Below are 20,039 nucleotides of genomic sequence, written 5' to 3'. Positions count from 1 at the left end.
AGGGAGTAACTGCAAGGGGTACATAAGGAGATAAAATGGAAAAAGTCAGGATACAGAAAATAATTGCTGACAGCGGACTTTGCTCCCGAAGAAAAGCGGAGGAGCTTATCGAAAAAGGACAGGTCAAGGTGAACGGTCACCCCTGTAAGCTTGGAGATAAGGCTCTGCCCGGCAAGGATATTATTTCCGTGGGCGGAGAGAATATAACGGTGGATAATCGCAGAAAGCTGTATTACATAATGCTGCATAAGCCCCGTGGATATGTGACGACCACCAGCGACGAGCTTGGCAGAAGATGCGTGACCGAGCTGCTGGAAAATATCCCCGAAAGAGTCTACCCCATAGGACGGCTCGATAAGGATTCTGAGGGACTTTTACTTTTCACCAACGACGGTGGCTTTGCCAACGATATGATGCACCCCTCACGGCATATCTCAAAGACGTACCGTGTCACAGTCAGACCGGATATTTCCGAACAGCAGCTGGTGCAGCTTGCCGCAGGTGTGGAAATAGACGGCAGAAAGACTGCCGAGTGTAATGTGGTGGTGTTGGATAAACAGCCCGGAAGAGTGGTACTGCAGATGACTATCTTTGAGGGCAGGAACAGACAGATAAGAAAAATGTGCGAAGCCGTGGGACTTGAGGTTGCAAGGCTGAAGCGAACTGCCGTGGGCCCGGTGAAACTGGGAATGTTAAAACCCGGCACTTACAGAGAGCTTAAACCTGACGAGCTGAGAGCACTTAGAAATGCGGTCACTAAAAAACAGGGCTAATTGTAAAATTAAAGTGAACTCTGTAAAACTGCTTGTAAAAAATGCAAAAAAATAGTATAATGATTATGTGTGATAATTATGCTTTTAATATACTTTGATTGGAGGATATCTGTATGTCTGACAAGATGAAAACTCTTGCGGAGCTCAGTGCAGCGGCAAGCCGTGACAGCGAAGCAAGAAACAGGCTTACATATTTGTTTGATGAAGGAAAATTCACCGAGCTTGACCCCTATGCCATGAGCGGTGAGGACCTTTCAGGTGTTATTACAGCTTTCGGCTATGTGGAGCAGAATCCCGTCTATGCTTTTTCCCAGGATATTTCCGTAAAGAAGGGCGCAATGACGGAAGCTCATGCCAAGAAAATTTCAAAGGTATACAGCCTTGCGGCTAAAACAGGTGTTCCCGTTGTGGGTATCTATGATTCATTCGGTGCCGATGTTACAGATCCGTCCTCGGCGCTTACCGCCTACGGCTACCTTCTTTCCAAGGTGTCTAACCTTTCAGGCGTGGTTCCCCAGATCGCCGTTGTGGCAGGTACCTGTGCAGGCTGTGCGGCTATGCTCGCTGAGTCCGCAGACCTTACGGTCATTGCAAAGCAGGGAGAGCTTTATGTGGCTCCCAATGCAGATATAAAGGATTTGGCTGAAAATGCTGTAAAAAACGGCACCGCTTGTGCTGTATGTGAAAGCGATAAAGAAGCCTGCGAGCTTGCTAAGGAGCTTATCGCAAAGCTTCCCCAGAACAATCTCTCGCCTGTGCCTATGTATGAGTTTGAAGAACCTGCCTTTGAAGGAGCAGATGATGCACAAAGCTCAGTAAAGAGCGTTTTTGATGCAAACAGCGCAACCGAGCTTTATGCCGACTACGGCAAGGCTTCCTATACAGCTCTTGCAACTCTCGGCGGCGCAACCGTGGGTGTTGTGGCTACAAATAAAACAGAGGATAAGCTTTCCTCTGGGGACTGCTCGAAGATAGCAAGATTTGTAAGGCTTTGCGATGCCTTTGCTGTTCCCGTTGTGACATTTGTGGATACTCAGGGATTTGAGGCTAACGACACTACTGAGATGCAGGGTGCAGTCAAGGATATGACCAAGCTTGCCAGCGCATATGCGGAAGCTACAACGATCAAGCTTTCTGTGGTCACAGGAAAAGCTTACGGTCCTGCGTTTGTGGCACTTGCAGGCAGAGGAGCAAATGCAGACCTTGTGTATGCTACTGAAAACGCCGCTATAAGCGCACTTGACCCGCTGACCGCTGTGGAATTTATGCAGCATGACCAGCTCAAAGGCGCAAGCGATCTGACAGCTAAGAGAAATGAGCTTGCACAGCAGTATATCAAGGAAAATGCAAGCGCAGTCCTTGCAGCTGCAAACGGATGCGTGGACAGCGTTATAGCTGCCGGAGATATCCGCAAAACACTTTTGGATTCCATAGAGATAATGGCTGGCAAGAGAGTTACAAATCTCCCCAAGAAGCACAGCAACATCCAGCTCTAATAAAAGTATATTATACAGATTGGTGGTTTTATAAATGAAAAGATATAATATTACAGTAAACGGTAAGGCTTATGACGTAGCAGTTGAAGAGGTGGATGCAGGCTCAGCTTCCGCACCTGCTGCAGCAGCACCTGTTGCAGCACCGGCAGCACCCGCAGCTCCCGCACCTGCGGCAGCAGCACCTGTTGCAGAGGGCACAAAGGTGACCGCTCCAATGCCGGGAACTATCCTTGACATCAAGGTCGCAGTGGGGGATACGGTCGCTGCAGGACAGGCAGTTTGCGTGCTTGAGGCTATGAAAATGGAGAACGATGTGAATGCTCCGTGCGCAGGCAAGGTGCTCAGCATCAACACCACCAAGGGCTCGGCTGTTGAAACAGGCGCAGTTCTTGCTGTTATCGGATAATTTCTCACTACATATTAACGAAAGGACATAAAGGATAATGGCAAAGCTTAATATAACCGAAACCGTGCTTCGTGACGCACACCAGTCCCTGCTTGCAACAAGAATGTCCATAAACGACATGATAGACATTCTTCCCGAGCTTGATAAGGTCGGCTTTTATTCCGCAGAGGTCTGGGGCGGAGCAACTTTTGACTCCTGCATCAGATTCCTTAACGAGGACCCCTGGGAAAGACTCAGGATAATCAGAAGGGAAATGCCCAATACCAAGCTGCAGATGCTGTTCAGAGGACAGAATATGCTTGGCTACCGTCACTATGCCGATGACCTGGTTGAATATTTCGTTCAGAAGTCTATCGCAAACGGTATCGACATCATCAGGATATTTGACGCACTTAACGATATAAGAAACCTTGAAACCGCTATCAAGGCGGCTAACAAAGAGGGCGGTCACGCTCAGGTAGCGATCAGCTATACCACAGGTGAAGTTTTCACCCATGAGTATTATGTTGACTACGCAAAGCGAATAGAGGCTGCGGGGGCAAAGTCCCTGTGTATCAAGGACATGGCTGCGCTGCTTACACCTTATGAGGCTTCCACCCTTGTTAAGGACCTTAAAGCAGCAGTAAAGATACCTGTCCAGCTGCATACACACTATACCTCCGGTCTTGCTTCAATGTGTATCATGAAGGCTGCCGAGGCAGGCGTTGACGGCGTTGATACCGCTATGTCACCTCTGGCAAACGGTACTTCCCACGCTCCTACCGAGTCTGTGGTGGCTGCTTTCCAGGGAACCGAGTATGACACAGGTCTTGACCTTGTAAAGCTCAACGAGATAAGAGAATACTTTATGGGTCTGAGAAAGAAATACATAGACAGCGGTCTGCTTGACCCGTCAATGCTGGCTTCAAATACAAAGGCACTGCTTTATCAGGTGCCGGGCGGTATGCTCTCCAACCTGCTTTCACAGCTCAAGCAGGCAGGCAAGGCAGACCAGCTTGAAGAGGTGCTCAAGGAGGTGCCCAGAGTTCGTAAGGATTCCGGATTCCCGCCGCTTGTTACGCCGACCTCACAGATAGTCGGTACACAGGCTGTGTTCAATGTTATTACAGGGGAGAGATACAAGACCGTTACCAAGGAGTTCAGGGGACTTGTCAAGGGCGAGTACGGAAAGACTCCCGTGGATATCGACCCCGAGTTCCAAAAACAGATACTCAAGGACGAAAAGCCGATAACCTGCCGTCCTGCAGACCTGCTTGAACCTGAGTTTGAGACTATGAAGAAAGAATCTGCCGAGTGGACAGAGCAGGAGGAGGACATTCTCACATACGCTATGTTCCCCAAGGTCGCTCCAAACTTCTTCAAGGCAAGAAGAGATAAAAAGTACGGTGTCGATTCCAAACATTCCGATGCCGACAGCAAAGTTCATCCTGTATAAAAAAATGTCAGCCGGCGGCGTAAACTGTCGGCTGTTTTTTGTTGCAAAAATGCCTGAAATGTGGTATACTGGTAATCAGCTACTAAAACGGAGGAATGGCAAAAATGAATAAAAAAGAGATAAACGAGATAAAAAGAAATCTTGATAAGGATAGCGGCTTTTTCACCATAAACCATGTGGTCACAGCCTGTGTTGATGCGGAAAAGAAGGTCAAGTGCATGACCAACCGTATGAATAATCTTATCCCGGAGGATGAAAGCGAGCTTATCGTGGCGTACCTCAAAAAGATACTTTCAGGCTCTATCGGAAAGAATCTGCTGGAGTACCATTTTCCTAAGGACGCTTACCTTGAAGGGGGAGCACAGCTTTTTATGAACCAGGTGCTGCGCAGCAAGCTTACCGATGAGGAGCTTGTCAATAAGTATATCCAGCGTATTATCGAGAAAATGGAGTATATATCCACCTATACTATTTTTGTTGCCCATTGTACATATGCGGTCATAAGCAAGAACAAAAATCTTGAAAGCGATATGGAGAGCGATAATAACTATAACTTTATCATAACTGCGATATGCCCTGTAAATCTGCGTATCGACGGGCTTATCTATGACGAGGAAAGCAACTCTATCGCTAAAAAGGATACCGCCGACAGGATAGTTGACCCGCCAACAGACGGCTTTTTGTTCCCCCTGTTTTCCGACAGACAGTCTGACATCAACGGGGTGCTGTATTATACCAAGAATGCAAAAAAGCCCAATTCGTCCATTGTAGATGAGCTTCTGGGCTGTGAGTATTCCATGAGCGGAGTCAGCGAGAAAGTAACGTTCCACGCCATAATGAACAATGTCTGCGGTGAGGAGCTTGACCTGAAGGTAATCAATACAGTCAATAACAAGATACAGGATATAATCGACCGAAGTGCCCATGACACCGAGATACCAACGGTAAACAGCAGGGATATATCCTCTATCCTGTGGGAATCGGGCATAAGCCAGCAGAAACTGGAACACCTGCCAAAGGTGTACGAAACTGCCTTGGGTGAAAAGGAGCTTACCTGTGCAAACCTTGTGGACAAAAAGACCGTGCTGTCTGTCCCCGGCGTAACGGTAAACATCTCCAAGGAGGGAATGGACAAGGTCCGCACCCAGACGGTAGGCGGTAAAAAGTGTCTTGTTATCGAGCTGGACGATAAAATGTCTGTGAACGGACTTGAAACTGCCATTGAAGAAAATAAGATAGCCGAACCGGTATGATTAAAAAAGCCACCCGAAAAGGGTGGTTTTTGTTTTGCTATTCAAGTGACATCAGACAGAATTGTCCGTTTTCAAAGATAATGTAGCTGTGAGACGAGTTTTCCTTTGGTATGGCAACAGACCCGCAGTTTACATATGTGTAGTCGCCCATGTCCTTTATCATAGGAATGTGGGTGTGCCCGTTAAGGAGAAAGTCGCCCTTTGAAAGAGGCGGCAGCTCCTCCGGGTTAAAGTGGTGTCCGTGGGTCAGAAACAGCTTGCAGCCGTCTGCGTATATCCAGCAGTAATCCGCAAGCACAGGGAAGTCCAGTACCATCTGGTCAACCTCCGTGTCGCAGTTGCCACGCACGCAAAGGATCTTGTCCCTCAATGGGTTGAGCATGGCAATGACCTGCTTTGGGTCGTATCCGTCGGGCAGTTGGTTTCTCGGACCGTGGTAAAGGATATCTCCAAGAAGAACAAGCTTTTCAGCACCGCTGTTCTCAAAAGCGTCCAGCATCTTCCTGCACCAGTGCGCCGAGCCGTGGATATCCGAGGCAATAAAGAGTTTCATCAGCTTTCACTAACTTTCTGTGTTATCTCGCTGTAATGCGGCTTGATGATGTTGTAATATTCGCAGCCCTTTTTCTTCTGGAACTCCTTGACCATGCTTATGTAAAGCTCCTTTTTGCTGGCGGTGTTCTCGATACATCTGCGAATGCGCTGGATGTTTTCTGCCGAACAGCTTTGTGCAAGTATCTCGTCAAGCTTGTCGGCGGGCTGCTCCTGCTGTGGTGCAGGTGCCTTTGCAAGCTCTTTTTCCAGCTTTTCTTTGAGCTTTATGTACCTTGATTTCACAGCCTTGTATATTTCCGTGCCGTCCTGCTTGTATTCCTTTGCAAGTGAGTTGTGGAATTCCTCTTTTGTCTGCGACTTAATGAAAAGCTCTTTTACGATGCCGTAGCTGTTTTCATCGCAGGCGTCCTTTAAGAGCCCCTTGAAGGTGGTGTCAAAGTCCTGAACCTTTCTTGCCGAAGACCTGCGCTTTGCAGAAGGTTCGCTTTTTTCCTCAGCAGCTTTCTCCTGTACTGCCTGCCGGGTCACAGCTTCCTGCTGTGCATCGTCCGTATCCTCAGACTCTGTTTCAGCCTCTGCTCTGACCTTCTGATTTGAAGCTTCGTTTATTGTGTACTCGATAGCTCCACTTATGGTTTTTGTCCTGTAAACATGGGTCTTTGGCGTGTCGATATAGTTACCGCCCCAAAAGGCGTGGAGAAAATCAAATCCCTTGTCGTTGCTTATAACAAAGATATGGGAGTAAGTTTCCTTTGCTACCATGTAACCCAGCAGGGTGGACAGTTGAAAATCAAGGGCATTCTTGCCGCCCACGCTAACCTTGAAATATTCTATATCAGCCTTTGACGACAGCACCTTCTGGTGCATCTCAAAGCTGAGTGTGTCGGAGTTTTCGCTGAAAAAAATGATAACGCTGTCTGTCTCGCTGAGTTTGTCAACTCCCTCAAGACCTTTTGATTTAACGTTCTCAAAATCAACAAGATATATCTTCATTGTTTCCTACCTTTCAGTCTGATCTCTATCTGCTTTTTTTGAACTTTATCATAACAATGGCAAACACCGCAATAAATCCGCCGAAGAACAGCCCCAGAGTAACATAAAGGGTGCTTTTATCTATTTTTTTATCGCTGCCTTTGCTGTCATCATCGGTGAAAGATTCCGATGTGCTCTCTACGGAGCTGTCCTTGTCCTGCTGTGATGACGTTTCCTGTGATGCCGCAGAGCTGCTGTCCTGCGCTGGGGAAACAGACTCCGGTGCGCTGCTTTCAGTCGGTGATGAGTTTGTCACCGCAGGCTTGACCTGGACGCTGTATTTTTCTGTCTTTATTATCTTGTCAAGCTCATCTGCGATCACCTTGTGACCAGCCGCAGATGGGTGAATATCCAGTTTATCTATGTTTGTGAGCTGTGACGATTTTCCTGCAAAAGCCTTGGATATATCGCATACCGTGTAGTTCTTTCCTGCGTCGGAGCAATCGTTTATCGCCTTGTTCAGTTCTCCAAGCTTTTCATCGACGATCTTTGAAAGGTCTGCGTATCTGGGTTCCGAGTCAAGGGGGTTGTATACCGTCTGGACAATGATCCGGGCATTTGTTTTGCTATGGATCATCTCGGATATCTTTCTGATGTTTTCGGTGAAAGCTTTAATGTTCATGGTGATAAGCGCCAGAGTGGGCTTCATTTTAAGCTCAGTCTTAGGGTCTGAAAAAACCTTCGGGTCAAGCTTGTTCATGTCCTCCTGTGACTTTACCCCCAGTCCCACATAAACAAATGCAAGCAGCGGTCCCATAACGTCGTTTCCGCCTGCGGATATGACCACAACGTCGCTGCCTGTGAGCTGCTCCAGTGTCTGCTGGTTCTCAAGACTTTTAAGCACCTGTGTTGATGTGTACCCCGAAACCGCAAGGTTGACCATCTGAGCCTGTGTGATGTCTGAAAGTTCACCCTTGTATTTCTCACCAAGTATGCTTGCATAGCTGTCCTTTGGACTTGCTGTTGTGGAACCGGTGTAGCCCGCAAGCCCGTAACCTGCCGCAATAGAGTCACCAAGGAAAACTATTTTGCCGGGTGCGTCGGTCTGAGTCAGGCTTGCCGATTGGGAGCTGTCATCTGCAAAGGCGGTAAAGGACGACGTAAATACAAATGCGCAGATAAGAAATATGCTCAGGATTTTTCTTTTCATGTCATGACCCCCTTGGCTTAAAAAGGCACTTTGTTTTCAGACTCATTATACCACAAATGATAATTTTCTTCAAGTGCTTTGCTAAAATTCTTGAAAAGGGGAGACAAGTGTGGTATAATGGTGTGGAGGATAAAAAGGAGGTCTTTTAGCCATGAATGCAGTTCTTGATGAGTTTTTGGAGCAGGAAGTAACCGATGCAACCTATGAGGATCTTTTTAACTTTGTAAGCTCACGCCATGTCTGCCGAGGCACTTTTGAGTGTCTGAATCACGTCCTTATGAAAGTCAGCTCTTCACAGCTGATAATCTATAAGAACTTTGTTGGTGCCGAGAACACCAAAGCGCAGGAGGCTGTGCTCGTGGCAAGGGAGTATCTGCTCTTGAAGATCAACAGCCGTGCTTATAAAATGAATTTCAGCATGATAAAAAATGTACTTGACGAATGACAGGCAGGAATAAAACATGGGAACACCACTTGCAGAAAGAATAAGACCCACAGTCCTTGATGATGTAGTGGGACAGACACATCTGGTAGGTGAGGGCAAGCCGCTGCGCAGGATAATTGAAAGCGGCAGGATACCCAATATGATATTTTACGGTCCGTCAGGGGTGGGCAAGACAACTATCGCCAGGATAATTGCAAAGCGTACGGATATGGAGCTTCATAAGCTCAACGGCACCTCTGCGTCTATCTCCGATATAAAAGAGATAATCGCCCAGACACGGACTTTCAGCGGAATTAACGGGATACTTCTGTACCTTGATGAGATACAGTACCTTAACAAGAAACAGCAGCAGTCGCTTTTGGAATATATTGAAGACGGAAGCATAACACTTATCGCTTCAACCACCGAAAACCCGTATTTTTATGTCTATAACGCCATAATAAGCCGCTGCACCATGTTCGAGTTCAAACCTGTTATCCCGGACGAAATACAGTTGGCGGTTAGAAGAGCGTTCCAGTTTATGGCTGATGAGCTTGGAAGAAAGCTTCAGCTGTCAAACGGGGTGGTGGAGCATATCTCACAAGGCTGCGGCGGTGACGTGAGAAAGGCAATGAATACCGTGGAGCTTTGCCTTTTGAGTGCCGACGATGACGGCAGCGTGCTTAAAGTCACCATGGACACGGCAAATGCTCTTACCCAGCGCAGCAATATGCGCTATGACCGTGACGGAGATGAGCATTACGATACTCTTTCTGCCCTGCAAAAGTCCATCAGAGGCTCCGATCCCGATGCAGCAGTGCATTATGCCGCAAGACTCTGCGAGGCAGGGGATATAATCTCTCTGAGCAGGCGTCTGCTGGTCATCGCCAGTGAGGACATAGGGCTTGCATATCCAATGGCTGTGCCCATAGTCAAAGCCTGCGTTGACAGCGCAATGCAGCTTGGACTGCCGGAGGCAAGGATACCCCTTGCCGAAGCTGCCATACTGCTTGCCACAGCACCTAAGTCAAACAGCGCAATAATGGCGGTGGATATGGCACTTTCAGACGTGAGAAATGGCGAAGCTACGGGCTTTCCCCGAGCACTTCAGAATAAGCACTTTGATGGCGATGAGGCTTCTGAAAAGGGACAGCACTATCTCTATCCTCACGATTTTCCCAACCATTGGGTGCAGCAGCAGTATCTTCCCGATAACCTTGCCGGCAGGAAGTATTATGAGTACGGTGACAATAAGACCGAGAAGATGTCAAAGGCTTATTGGGAGAAGATAAAAAAGTAGTCTTTGTTCCCTGGTTTCTTCAATAGTTACAGCTTTGTAATAAAATTGCACAGAAAAGATGTTGCAAGCGGTAACAATTTGTAATAAATGTATAGGTTCAAAATGCTTTCCTATACTATATATAGTGTGAGCCGCATCAGAGTTTATCTCCGATGCGGCTTTTTGTGTCAAAACTCCGTAGATATGTGCTTATTGGCGTTTGATGTGGAATAGACCCAGCTGTCTATGTGACCTGAGTTAATGAAGTAATCGTATTTTGCCGGGAAGGCGCAGTTATCAAATACATCTATGATTATCAGCTTCACCTTCATTTTATCGGGTATTATCGCCTTTATGTATACGCTTGCCGACTGTCCCACACGTATCCCTCCCTGCGGTTCTGCAAGCCCTGCAAGGTTAGGCGTAAGCTCCACAAATACGCCGTAATCCTCAACCGAGCGTATTATCCCACCTACCGTGTCGCCGGTGTGAAAAAGGGCAGCGTTCTGTTCCCAAGTTCCCAGAAGCTCCTTGTGGGAAAGGGTTATCCTGTCCTGAGAAATGTCCTTGACAACGGCAAAAATGTCCTGCCCGTTGAAGAAACGATCGCAGGGATGTGCTATCCTTGAAACGGATATGGAGTCTATGGGAATAAGGGAAATGATACCGCAGCCGATGTCCACAAAACATCCGAAAGGCTCCAGATGCGTCACTCTGGCAGGTATTATATCTCCCCGTTTAAGAGTATCTGTGTACTGTCTGCGGCACTCCTCCTGAGCTTTGCGCCGGGAAAGTATACATATAGTTTCGCCGTCACTGTGGGTTATTTCCATGATCTTAAAGCAGACTGTCTTGTTGACTCGTGAAAGAAGCGCAATATCCCGTACAGAGCCGTCCTCAATTCCGATAGCACCCTCACTTCGGGGAATTATCCCCTTTCCGAATGGCAGCTCAACTATAAGATCGTGCTTTGGGTCACACATCAGAGCATGACTTTCCAGTATCAGATCCTGCTTTTTTGCCTCCTCAAATGTGGCTGCATCCCGAAGATAATACCTGTTCTGAGGGGTGTTTAAAAGCCGTCCTTCGGGTAGATAATTCCTCATAAAATAGCCTCTTTTCCCACTAAAAAGTGATTTTTTTAACGTTTTAAATGTAAACTTTTTGTTAACAAGCTGACATTTTATGTAAAATTGTTTGCTATTGCAAAAACTGCGTAAATACGCCTTTTTCTTCGTATATTTAATTTTATGCTGATTTTTGGTTTTTTATTCTTGATAGTCTGAAATTGAATGTTAACACTTTTTCACAAGGCAAGAGTTGACAAAATAGAAATGATGTGTTACAATTACTACACTGTTTGTAATCAATTTGTAATCATACGGGTTCAGATTTTACAAATCAGAAAATAACACAGTAATATTTAATGAAAAGCGGAGATATACATATAGTAGCTTTTCAAAGAAGAAAGGGTGTGAATCTTCGGCAGCTTACGGCGCATATCAATTTGAGTTGTCGAAAAATTATGGTTAAGGAAAACAGATCAAGGAAACTTGTATCCAGATGTGTTGTTGCAGCAATGGCACTTATAATCACAATGAGCTGTGCCGCTGATACTTCAAACTCATCGGATGCTGTGAAAGCCGCTGATGCTTCAGAAGCTGCACAGGCAACTCCCGTGGGCAATACAGGCGATATCACAGACAGTACGGTCACATTGAGTATGTCGACCTTCCAAGCTTCTCAGAATGCTTCTACCAGTTCAATATTCAGCGCAGCACAGACTGAGCTGAAAACAGCTGTTTCAACAACAGCAACCAAAGCAAGTGAAAAGAGTGCGACAACTACCGCTGCTAAGAAAGCGGCTGCCACTGCGGCAACCACTGCAAAGGCTGCAACAGCTGCTAAGTCGGCTGTAACCACAAAGGCAGCTCCTGTGACCACAGCTAAAAAAACTGTTGCGACCACAACAAAGGCTACCACAGCAGCTCCTGCCCCTGTAACGACCACAGTTGTTCCGCTGGTTGGAAACAATAAGGGCGCAGCACTTATGATCGCTGAAAAGACCTACGATACGGATTATACTCATCCGTACAATGCGCAGACAAATAAGATACACGTTCACTGGAATCCGGTTGCAGGTGCATCAAAGTATATGCTCTTTGTTAAGGGCGGTCAGTATACAGGCTGGACAAACGTTGCAACTGTTGCCTCTGCCGATTACACAGTATCAGGTCTTAAGAGAGATACAATGTATGCGTTTGCAGTTAAGTCTGTTGACGCTTCAGGAAAGGCATCGGAGCTTTGCAAATCAATAAACATCAAGACAGCCAGAATGGATTATTCCGCAGCAGGCTGGCAGGCAATGTGCCGTATCGTTTACCATGAGGTGGGCGGTGCAGCAGGTTCCTTCTGGGATAAGCCTATCGTTTATGTTGCAGACTGTGTAACAAACCAGTATGTATGTGCAAAGTACACATACCAGGGCAACTGGGCATCATATTACAGAAGATACTCAAATGTTGAGAGCATAATCTATACCAGCGGCGGATTTGCTTCCGATGCAACACTTGCGGCTCGAGGAGCTACTTATGCAAGAGTTACAGACAGAGTAAAGAGAGCAGTATGGGGCGCAGCTTATGGCATCACATACTACAACAACATCGCCAATGACTACAACATTTACTACTGGAACAGCACATCACATGCAGTTTCAAGTCCGAAACTCGGCTACTCCTTCAGAACCCCTTGGGGCAACTACGTAAACATCTGGAGACAGTACTGGGGCTGATAAAAAATCAGAGACCGTGTAAAAACCGGTCTCTTTTCTTTTCGTGTGATAATATTGGCGTAAGTGACAATATAGGCTGTGTCGCAATATACAGCCGGTCAATGGTATGTTTCCCTTGACAGTCCATGGGATTTGTGGTATAATCACATTGCTGTGTTGGTGATTTTGTATGCAAAGACGAGGCTGACACGTTAAGTTAATATGCGGGTGTGTGTGAACATGCTTGCTGACGCAAGCAGGGCATACACGGCAAAATATATGCGGGTGTGGTGAAATTGGCATACACGGCAGTTTTAGGTAGCGTTACAACAGTGGTATTTTTCCAGACTATTCCAATAGGCTGAAAATCAATAATTGGAATAATATGCGGGTGTGGTGAAATTGGCATACACGGCAGTTTTAGGTGCTGCTTCCGAGAGGAGTGCAGGTTCAAGTCCTGTCACCCGCACCAAATTTCAGAAAGGCAGGTGAATGATATGAATATTCGTAACAGAAAAATCGGAAACTTCTATCATTCACATTTGCTTGTTTAACATCCTTTTGTGAATAAGAAATCCAAGTGTTTTCGATTTTTCGGGAACACTTTTTTTGTACACGAAAGAAGGTATTTATGAACAATATTGTCATTGAAAAGCTAACAGATAAGAACTTCAACGAATATTCTCTTGATAACTTTATAAGATATCAGAAAGTAAAAGAATGCTGGCGGTTTGTAGGTGAGGAATGGAAATTAGTCACCAATGAGTATATTGAGGACTGGGATCTGAAAAAACGCAGAGAGATCGCCGCTTCCATCTGCAAACTACTTGGTTTGGAATGGACGGCATACGGTGCATTTCTGGGCGAAAAAATTGTAGGATACATAGTGATCTCAAATAAGCTGTTTGGAAGCAATGCTCAGTACCTGGAGCTTGTGCTTTTTCATGTTTCACAGCCGTTTCGCAGAATGGGCATAGGCACCGGTCTTTTCAGAGTGATCTGTCGTGAAGCAAGACTTTTAGGAGCTGAGAAACTGTATATTTCAGCACATTCGTCGAAGGAAAGTCAGGCGGCATACCGCAAACTGGGTTGTGTTGACGCAGAAGAGATAAACCGTGAAATTGCTGAAAACGAGCCGTTTGATGTACAAATGGAATATGTCTTATGATGACGGGGCGATGCCAATTATTGAAGAACAATTAAGGCTGATGTGATCTGATACGCACCAGCCTTGTATTATTTTATTTGCCTATTGACTTGTTTGTTCTGCCGTGATATAATGAATGCAGACAATTTGATATGGGAATGATGTTCTCCCCTGGGAAACCTAAACCGCTTATTCAAGCTGATGACTTCTGCGTTTTACGCAATAGTTATCGGCTCTTTTTTATTCTGTTTGGAGGTATTATTATGATTTTATCACTTGCGGTCATTTTTCTTGTCGGTTTGTCTGCCGCTGCAATATTTGAGAAAATAGGATTGCCTCGTATAATTGGTATGCTTGGCGTAGGAATCGTGGTAAGTCCATATGTTCTTGACCTGCTCGACTCGAAAATACTCGGCATATCCTCAGAGCTTCGGCAGATAGCACTTATCATTATACTGATAAAAGCTGGATTGTCGCTTAACCTTTCAGACTTGAAGAAGGTTGGCAGATCTGCTGTGATGATGTCATTTGTTCCTGCATGCTGTGAGATAGTCGGATATATTCTGTTCGCTCCGCTTCTGCTCGGTGTGAACCGTATTGAATCAGCTGTCATGGGTGCGGTACTGAGTGCTGTCTCTCCTGCAGTCGTCGTGCCGAGAATGGTGAAACTGATAGAAGAAAAATGTGGAACACAGAAAAGCATTCCGCAGATGATTCTTGCAGGAGCGTCCTGTGATGATATCTTCGTTATCGTGCTGTTCTCCACATTTGTGACGATGGCGCAGGGCGGCTCGGCAAAAGTCACTGACTTTTTGAATATCCCCATATCCATAGTTCTCGGCGTTCTGCTCGGTGCGGCAGTCGGACTTCTGATTTATTTTCTCTTTGAAAAATCATACCAGAACAAGCTCAAAATCAGAAACAGCACAAAGGTCATTATCCTGCTCGGAACATCCTTTTTTCTGATGAGTGTTGAATATCTTGTGAAGCCCTATGTTGCCATGTCGGGATTGCTTGCTGTTGTAGCTATGGCTTGCGTGGTGAAGCTGAAAGCCAACAAGAGCGTTTGTGCAAGACTGTCTGAAAAGTTCGGCAAGCTGTGGATAGCCGCCGAAATAATGCTGTTCGTGCTTGTAGGTGCTGCTGTTGATGTTCGCTACACACTTACGGCAGGCGGTATGGCGGTTCTGATGATATTCATAGCTCTCGCTTTCAGGTCTGTGGGTGTAGTCTTATGTCTGGTTGGCACGGAGCTTAACACAAAAGAACGTTTCTTCTGTGTGATAGCCTATCTTCCGAAAGCAACGGTGCAGGCAGCTATAGGCTCGGTACCGCTGTCGCTTGGTCTGCCATGCGGAAAGATAGTGTTATCAGTTGCGGTGCTTGCGATTCTGATCACAGCTCCGCTTGGCGCTCTAGGAATCGACCGCAGCTATTCTTTCCTTTTATCGACCGATATCGGTACTGAAAACAATAGAAGACAAAAAAGTGAGGCTGATGCAGTTTGATCTGCACCAGCCTTTCTTTTTATGCCTGTTCGTCATCATACTTTGTCACGCTCTGCTCGAATGCACCGTTGAATATAAACTGTACATCAAGGCTCTTGTCCTCGTTTTGATGCACAAGCACCTTTTGCACCAGCATTCGCAGGTCGGAATCCGATATCTTCGGCTTGAAATACAAGCGTTCCGCCTACTGTATCAAAGCAAGCTGCGCCAGTCTTTTGCCTTCTTCAATGCTTTTCGGATCAGCGATCCGCAGATCTACCATTTCCTCTTCACAGATCATTTCAAACTCACCTCGTTTTTTTAAGAAATTACAGGCACATCTTGAATATCTCCTCAACATCGGCAGGGGTGAGCGTTGTAAATCCGACCAGCTTGCCCTTTGCACTGCAGGCTTTCTTTGCCATGAGTGCGAAATTCTTATCGTCAATGCCCAGGTCGCTCAGTCGGCTCTGAAGTCCGAGTGTCTCAAAGTAGAATTTCTCCAGAGCCTTGATCGCAGCCTTTGCGCCGTCCATATCGGAAAGTGACGCATCTACACCGAGGACATTCACACCGAAACGCTTGATCTTCGGTGCTGTCTTTTCGCTGAGAATATAGGTCAGCCATCTCGGAATAACAATAGCAAGTCCGTGACCGTGGGTGATGTTGTAGAAAGCGGAAAGCTCATGCTCGATCATGTGAGCGATAGCGTCCTGAGAAATGCCGCTGAACAAGAAACCATTGAGCGCCCAGCTCGATGCCCACATCAGATTGGAACGTGCTTCGTAATCATCGGGCTTTTCGATAGCGACAGGTGCGTACTTGACTACGGTTTTCAGCACCTCCTCCTGCATACGGGTGAGCATATCCATTTCTTCCTGATCGGTGAAATATGCCACATCAAAAACGTGCGCCATAATGTCCGCACTTCCGCTTGCGGTCTGGTATGCGTTGACGCTGAATGTATTTGTAGGATCGAGGAATGAAACGTTCGGTCTTAATGTCGGTCCGAAAATTGGCTGCTTTTCATTAAGCTCAACATTGCTGATAACACCGCCGATGTCCATTTCGGAACCCGTTGCCGAAAGGGTAAGCACCGATACGATTGGCAGATTGTCGGGCACGAAAGCCTTGCCTGTGATGATGTCCCAGCAATCGTCACCCTCGTATTTTGCAGTTGCAGCCATAGCCTTTGTTGCGTCGATCGTCGAGCCGCCGCCGACTGCGAGAAGTACATCAATGCCTTCCTTTTTGCAAAGCGCAGCACCCTTGTTGACGGTGGTGTGGTGCGGATTAGGCTCAACGCCGCCAAGCTCAAACACCGTCATATCAGCCTTTTTCAGTTCAGCCATCACCTTATCGTACAAGCCGATCCTTTTGATAGAGCCGCCGCCGTAAACCAGCAGGACTTTCTTGCCGAACTTAGCGATCTCCTCACTCAGATGATGGAGCTGATCCTTGCCGAAATAAACCTTTGTTGTGTTGCTGAATACAAAATCTTTCATACCGTACCTCCTGTTAAATCATAATTTGTACGGCATAAGTGCCGGTTTGATGATACTATCGAAAAATGCATCGGTCTTGGCAGAGCCGACTACCGAAGCATCGCTCATGCACCAAGCAACCATAAGTCCGTAAAGCTGTGTGTTGATAAAAAGTGCAAGTTCGTCAGCGGGAACATTCTCTGTAAGCTCGCCTCTGCTCACACCTTCCTCTATCAGTGACCTCATCGCAAGGTGATCGTGGTCATACTTCGTGGTCTCCTTGTCCGAGATAACTATCCTGACGGGAGCAATATTGTTGCGTATCCACTACCTGCAGATCTCTATCCCGACACGCTCTATTTCCCCCAGAAATTCACGGCAGTAGTATTTCAGCCGTTCATCAAGATCCTTTTCTGTCATCTCATTGGTTATCTCCGCAAGGCGATAGAAGTTCGACTGATTCAGCTCCTCGATAATATCCTCTTTCTTTTTGAAATAGGTATAAAACGAGCCTGTCGATACCTCGGCTTGTTTGGCAATATCCTCGATGGATACGTTCTCAAAGCCGTTTTCCGTGATAAGTTTTTTTGCTGCCGAAACTATTTTTTTCGAGTTTCAGCTGCTCTTACCTGCCTGATCTTAACTTTTTTCTCCAGTGTTCCCACCCCCTGATATTTTATCTTGAGAACAGTCTATCTCAAAACTGAATTGAATTCAGTATTTACGGAATTTTAATATTTACTCGGTATATTTCACTTAAAAGTACGGGTAAATACATTAGCAGCGCACATGAACCTTAGTGCGCCATAAAGCTTTTCTTATCGTGAAATCGTTATGGGGGATTTTGAAAAGGGCATAAAAATGCCCCCTTTCGTTAGATTCATAATTGGTATATTTCTATTATACCACATTGTCTAACAAAAGGGGAGCATTTCAAAATAGGTCCGGGCAGGGCTTGTTACCGTTGTCAATAAGTTTTTCCGGTATAGATTTAATCCATGTCTTTTCTCTTGACAGCCAGTGAACCAACAGCTATCAGAAGTACCGCAGCTGTTATAGTGTCACCAACATGACCTGTCGGCGGAGCAGCATCCTTGTCAACAACTGCCTTTGCAGGCTCTACCTTTGCCTGCTGAGGAGTTTCCTCGGGAGCAGCTTCCTGTGTAACGCCGTAGAACTTGTCGATGCACTCCTCCAGCTTTGCAAAATCATAAAATCCCAGGTAGCTTGTGGTTCCGTCTGCATTCTTTGCCGTGAGGTCAAAATCAACCGCTGCGCCGGCGTCCAGATCCGTGCCATCCTTGCGATTCATAGTGTAAAGTCCCGCAGCTGCAAAGTAAACACTGTCAGCGTAACGATGCTGACTTCCCATACAAGTTCCTCCGCCTGATGTTTCGCCCAGGATCAGTATGCCATTATCCTTTGCCAGACATGGCAGCATATTTGCGCTTGAGAAAGATGATTTAGACGTAAGTATAGCATAGTTGAAATCATAGTATACGCTCTTGTCCTTATCGTCTATCGTACCGTTGTGGTCAAGGTCCAATACATATTTAGTGTTGATGGTGTTGCCGGTTGGCGCACTATGCATTTTTGTAACGACCGCATTGTTGTTTTTCTGCTTGTTAGCCATCATAGCATTAATAAAGTGTGCGATCGTTTCTTCTCCGCCTCCGTTAGCAGCTACATCTATAACAAAATTCTTTACGCCGTTTTTAGAAGCGTAATCCAGCGACCATACGAAATCATCAACAACAGGATGTATAAAGCCGGCAAATTGGAACAGTGCCGTTTTACCGTTAACGTAAAGAGCTACTCCGTCCTCAGGCCATTCCTTTACCTTTGTGGCATTTTTCAGCTTTTCTTCTCTTGCAGCCTGGACCCTATCCCGAGTGTTGTCAGGCGTCTGCATTTTTGCGATCTGCTCCTGCGCCTTTAACGATTCCTGTATCCGAACAATATACTCCCCGATCAGATTATCCTTCTGGTCTTCAGGGAATATCTGCAAATCTCCGAATATGCCATAATACATTGCCGTATGTCCGCCGTCATCGGTTGCATCGTCCAGCAAAAGCGTACCAAGATGGAAATCAGCACGGCTCTTTGACAAAAGCAGCTGCTTTATCTCAGGATAATCATCATCAAGTGCCTTATCGAACCCTTTTTCCGCAATAGCCTTTGAGATTATAGCCTTGGACGGTTTGCCGAAGAAATAATCCATATACACGCACAGCTCATTGTAGGTATAATCTATCATTGCCTGTGAACGCTCTTTTTTCAAATAGATCGGTGAACGGTCATAGTATCCGCTTCCCGTACCTGACCGTGACATAACCGATGTAAAGTACAGATTGCCGTTTATATATTCAGCCAGACGGTATACGCAGTCAAAAATATTTGAAATTGATGTCAATGGTAAATACAGCTTTCCGTCGTCACCTATAAGGTCGATCTTGTACTTTGAATAATCAATGGAAACCGGCTTTTCTGTACCGTCTATGGATGCCTCCGGCTCAGTGACGTATTCAGGATTATCTTCCTTTTTTTCAAGCTCAAGTATATTCAACTGGAAGTTTGAATCAAATCCGTTGATAGTGAGCGTTTCCTTAGCTGTATCCGCAACAATGGTCATGCCGTTTCCGCTTACGGTGTAAACATCACCGTCTGCCGAGGTAGTAAAATCCTTTGTGTATATACTGTCAAGGTAAGCCTCAACATCTACATACGGAACGTCCGGCAGATCATTCAAGAACAGGCATTGCATTTTTTCGCTCTTATCCATGCTGTACTTGTAAGCAGTAACTTCCCTTTTTTCGTATTTCGCTTCCTTGTCGGCAAAAGCGGAAAGCGGAAAGACTGAAACTGCAAGCATCGTAGCCGCTGCCACTGCGACCAGCCTTTTTTTGATCGTCATCTTTTTCTCCTCCTGATTCTGTTATTAACGCCCATATTTTTACAACATCGGCATTTTTTAGAGAGTATTCGCCCGACATCATTATAACACTTTTGTTTCTAAAAGTCAACTATTTAATATTAAAAACAAAAATAATAAATCTATTGTTTTAACTATCGTAATATAAATAAAAAGCTTCTCCGTGAAAACAGAGAAGCCTGTGTATCCGTTATTATGTATCAAGGCTTATTTGTCGTCCTTGATAGGCGGAGTGATCTTCGGACCCTTAGCCGCCGGAATTACCGAAGCGTTGCTGTTGGGACCTGCGATCTTTTCAAGAGCCTTTATTTGCTGTGAGATCGCAGACTGCGAAATAAAATGCTCCTCTGCGGCAGCTGTGAAGCTGCCAAGCTGCACCACCGACTGAAAATAGCGTATCTGTTTTAGCATCATAT

General features: G+C 46.0%; 19 protein-coding genes, 1 tRNA gene and 1 riboswitch. Of the genes, 11 read left to right on the top strand and 9 right to left on the bottom strand.

Annotated features, from left to right (window positions below; all coding sequences use genetic code 11):
- Positions 1–35 precede the first annotated feature (35 nt).
- The 5 genes from T494_RS0103655 (at position 36) to T494_RS12180 (ending at position 5,363) form a co-directional block, all read left to right on the top strand.
- A complete protein-coding gene (locus T494_RS0103655; protein WP_028505124.1) occupies positions 36–773 on the top strand; it encodes a pseudouridine synthase in 738 nt (245 codons plus the stop codon).
- 113 nt (positions 774–886) lie between these two features.
- On the top strand, positions 887–2,269 hold the full coding sequence (locus tag T494_RS0103650) for a carboxyl transferase domain-containing protein (RefSeq protein WP_028505123.1): 1,383 nt from the start codon (positions 887–889) through the stop codon (positions 2,267–2,269).
- Positions 2,270–2,303: 34 nt separating this feature from the next.
- Positions 2,304–2,675, top strand: a complete 372-nt coding sequence (locus T494_RS0103645) for a biotin/lipoyl-containing protein (RefSeq protein ID WP_028505122.1) — start codon at positions 2,304–2,306, stop codon at positions 2,673–2,675.
- A 37-nt stretch (positions 2,676–2,712) separates the two neighbouring features.
- Complete coding sequence (locus T494_RS0103640; RefSeq protein ID WP_028505121.1) at positions 2,713–4,110, top strand: oxaloacetate decarboxylase subunit alpha; 1,398 nt, start codon at positions 2,713–2,715, stop codon at positions 4,108–4,110.
- Positions 4,111–4,214: 104 nt separating this feature from the next.
- Positions 4,215–5,363 carry a DUF4317 domain-containing protein gene (locus tag T494_RS12180; RefSeq protein WP_051540019.1) on the top strand — a complete coding sequence of 383 codons (1,149 nt, stop codon included), beginning with the start codon at positions 4,215–4,217 and terminating at the stop codon, positions 5,361–5,363.
- Positions 5,364–5,400: 37 nt separating this feature from the next.
- On the opposite strand, the gene yfcE is transcribed toward T494_RS12180, so the two are convergent.
- The 3 genes from yfcE to T494_RS0103620 are packed head-to-tail and all read right to left on the bottom strand — an operon-like array spanning position 5,401 to position 8,100.
- Positions 5,401–5,916 carry a phosphodiesterase gene (gene yfcE, locus T494_RS0103630; RefSeq protein WP_028505120.1) on the bottom strand — a complete coding sequence of 172 codons (516 nt, stop codon included), beginning with the start codon at positions 5,914–5,916 and terminating at the stop codon, positions 5,401–5,403.
- Positions 5,916–6,911, bottom strand: a complete 996-nt coding sequence (locus tag T494_RS0103625; RefSeq protein ID WP_028505119.1) for a PIN domain-containing protein — start codon at positions 6,909–6,911, stop codon at positions 5,916–5,918. Before T494_RS0103625 ends, yfcE begins: the two co-directional genes overlap by 1 nt.
- A gap of 25 nt (positions 6,912–6,936) precedes the next feature.
- The gene (locus tag T494_RS0103620; protein WP_028505118.1) at positions 6,937–8,100 is read right to left on the bottom strand and encodes an SGNH/GDSL hydrolase family protein; all 1,164 of its coding nucleotides are present in this window, start codon (positions 8,098–8,100) and stop codon (positions 6,937–6,939) included.
- A gap of 151 nt (positions 8,101–8,251) precedes the next feature.
- On the opposite strand from T494_RS0103620, the gene T494_RS0103615 reads away from it, so the two are divergent.
- Together T494_RS0103615 and T494_RS0103610 are read left to right on the top strand one after the other, a co-directional pair.
- Positions 8,252–8,545 (top strand): hypothetical protein, encoded by a 294-nt coding sequence (locus T494_RS0103615; protein ID WP_028505117.1) that lies wholly within the window; start codon positions 8,252–8,254, stop codon positions 8,543–8,545.
- Between the two features lie 16 nt (positions 8,546–8,561).
- Positions 8,562–9,824, top strand: coding sequence for a replication-associated recombination protein A (locus T494_RS0103610; protein WP_028505116.1), 1,263 nt, complete (start codon positions 8,562–8,564; stop codon positions 9,822–9,824).
- A 167-nt stretch (positions 9,825–9,991) separates the two neighbouring features.
- Here the strand turns inward: T494_RS0103610 and T494_RS0103605 are convergent, their stop codons facing one another.
- Positions 9,992–10,909: a S1 RNA-binding domain-containing protein gene (locus T494_RS0103605; protein WP_028505115.1), complete on the bottom strand. Its 918-nt coding sequence runs from the start codon at positions 10,907–10,909 to the stop codon at positions 9,992–9,994.
- 419 nt (positions 10,910–11,328) lie between these two features.
- Here T494_RS0103605 and T494_RS13330 point away from each other — a divergent pair, with 419 nt between their 5' ends.
- The 4 genes from T494_RS13330 (at position 11,329) to T494_RS0103585 (ending at position 15,228) form a co-directional block, all read left to right on the top strand.
- Positions 11,329–12,594 (top strand): fibronectin type III domain-containing protein, encoded by a 1,266-nt coding sequence (locus T494_RS13330; RefSeq protein ID WP_051540017.1) that lies wholly within the window; start codon positions 11,329–11,331, stop codon positions 12,592–12,594.
- A 366-nt stretch (positions 12,595–12,960) separates the two neighbouring features.
- Positions 12,961–13,045, top strand: a tRNA-Leu gene (locus T494_RS0103595).
- 159 nt (positions 13,046–13,204) lie between these two features.
- Positions 13,205–13,741 (top strand): GNAT family N-acetyltransferase, encoded by a 537-nt coding sequence (locus T494_RS0103590; protein WP_028505114.1) that lies wholly within the window; start codon positions 13,205–13,207, stop codon positions 13,739–13,741.
- Between the two features lie 124 nt (positions 13,742–13,865).
- A riboswitch (Fluoride riboswitch) is annotated at positions 13,866–13,938 on the top strand.
- A gap of 45 nt (positions 13,939–13,983) precedes the next feature.
- Entirely contained in the window at positions 13,984–15,228 is a 1,245-nt protein-coding gene (locus T494_RS0103585; RefSeq protein WP_028505113.1) for a cation:proton antiporter, read from the top strand.
- A 19-nt stretch (positions 15,229–15,247) separates the two neighbouring features.
- Here T494_RS0103585 and T494_RS13775 read toward each other — a convergent pair whose 3' ends face one another.
- From T494_RS13775 to T494_RS14325, 5 genes are all read right to left on the bottom strand, one after another.
- A complete protein-coding gene (locus tag T494_RS13775; protein WP_155984027.1) occupies positions 15,248–15,403 on the bottom strand; it encodes a hypothetical protein in 156 nt (51 codons plus the stop codon).
- A gap of 133 nt (positions 15,404–15,536) precedes the next feature.
- Complete coding sequence (locus T494_RS0103570; protein ID WP_028505112.1) at positions 15,537–16,712, bottom strand: iron-containing alcohol dehydrogenase; 1,176 nt, start codon at positions 16,710–16,712, stop codon at positions 15,537–15,539.
- 18 nt (positions 16,713–16,730) lie between these two features.
- A complete protein-coding gene (locus T494_RS0103565; protein WP_028505111.1) occupies positions 16,731–16,937 on the bottom strand; it encodes a hypothetical protein in 207 nt (68 codons plus the stop codon).
- Between the two features lie 745 nt (positions 16,938–17,682).
- Positions 17,683–19,605: a S41 family peptidase gene (locus tag T494_RS0103555; protein WP_028505109.1), complete on the bottom strand. Its 1,923-nt coding sequence runs from the start codon at positions 19,603–19,605 to the stop codon at positions 17,683–17,685.
- Between the two features lie 225 nt (positions 19,606–19,830).
- A complete protein-coding gene (locus tag T494_RS14325) occupies positions 19,831–20,037 on the bottom strand; it encodes a LysR family transcriptional regulator (RefSeq protein ID WP_347490856.1) in 207 nt (68 codons plus the stop codon).
- Positions 20,038–20,039 lie beyond the last annotated feature (2 nt).

Origin of the sequence: Ruminococcus sp. FC2018 (assembly GCF_000621805.1) — a bacterium.
Classification (GTDB): Bacteria; Bacillota; Clostridia; order Oscillospirales; family Ruminococcaceae; genus Hominimerdicola.
This window is presented reverse-complemented; position numbering and strand designations above follow the sequence as displayed.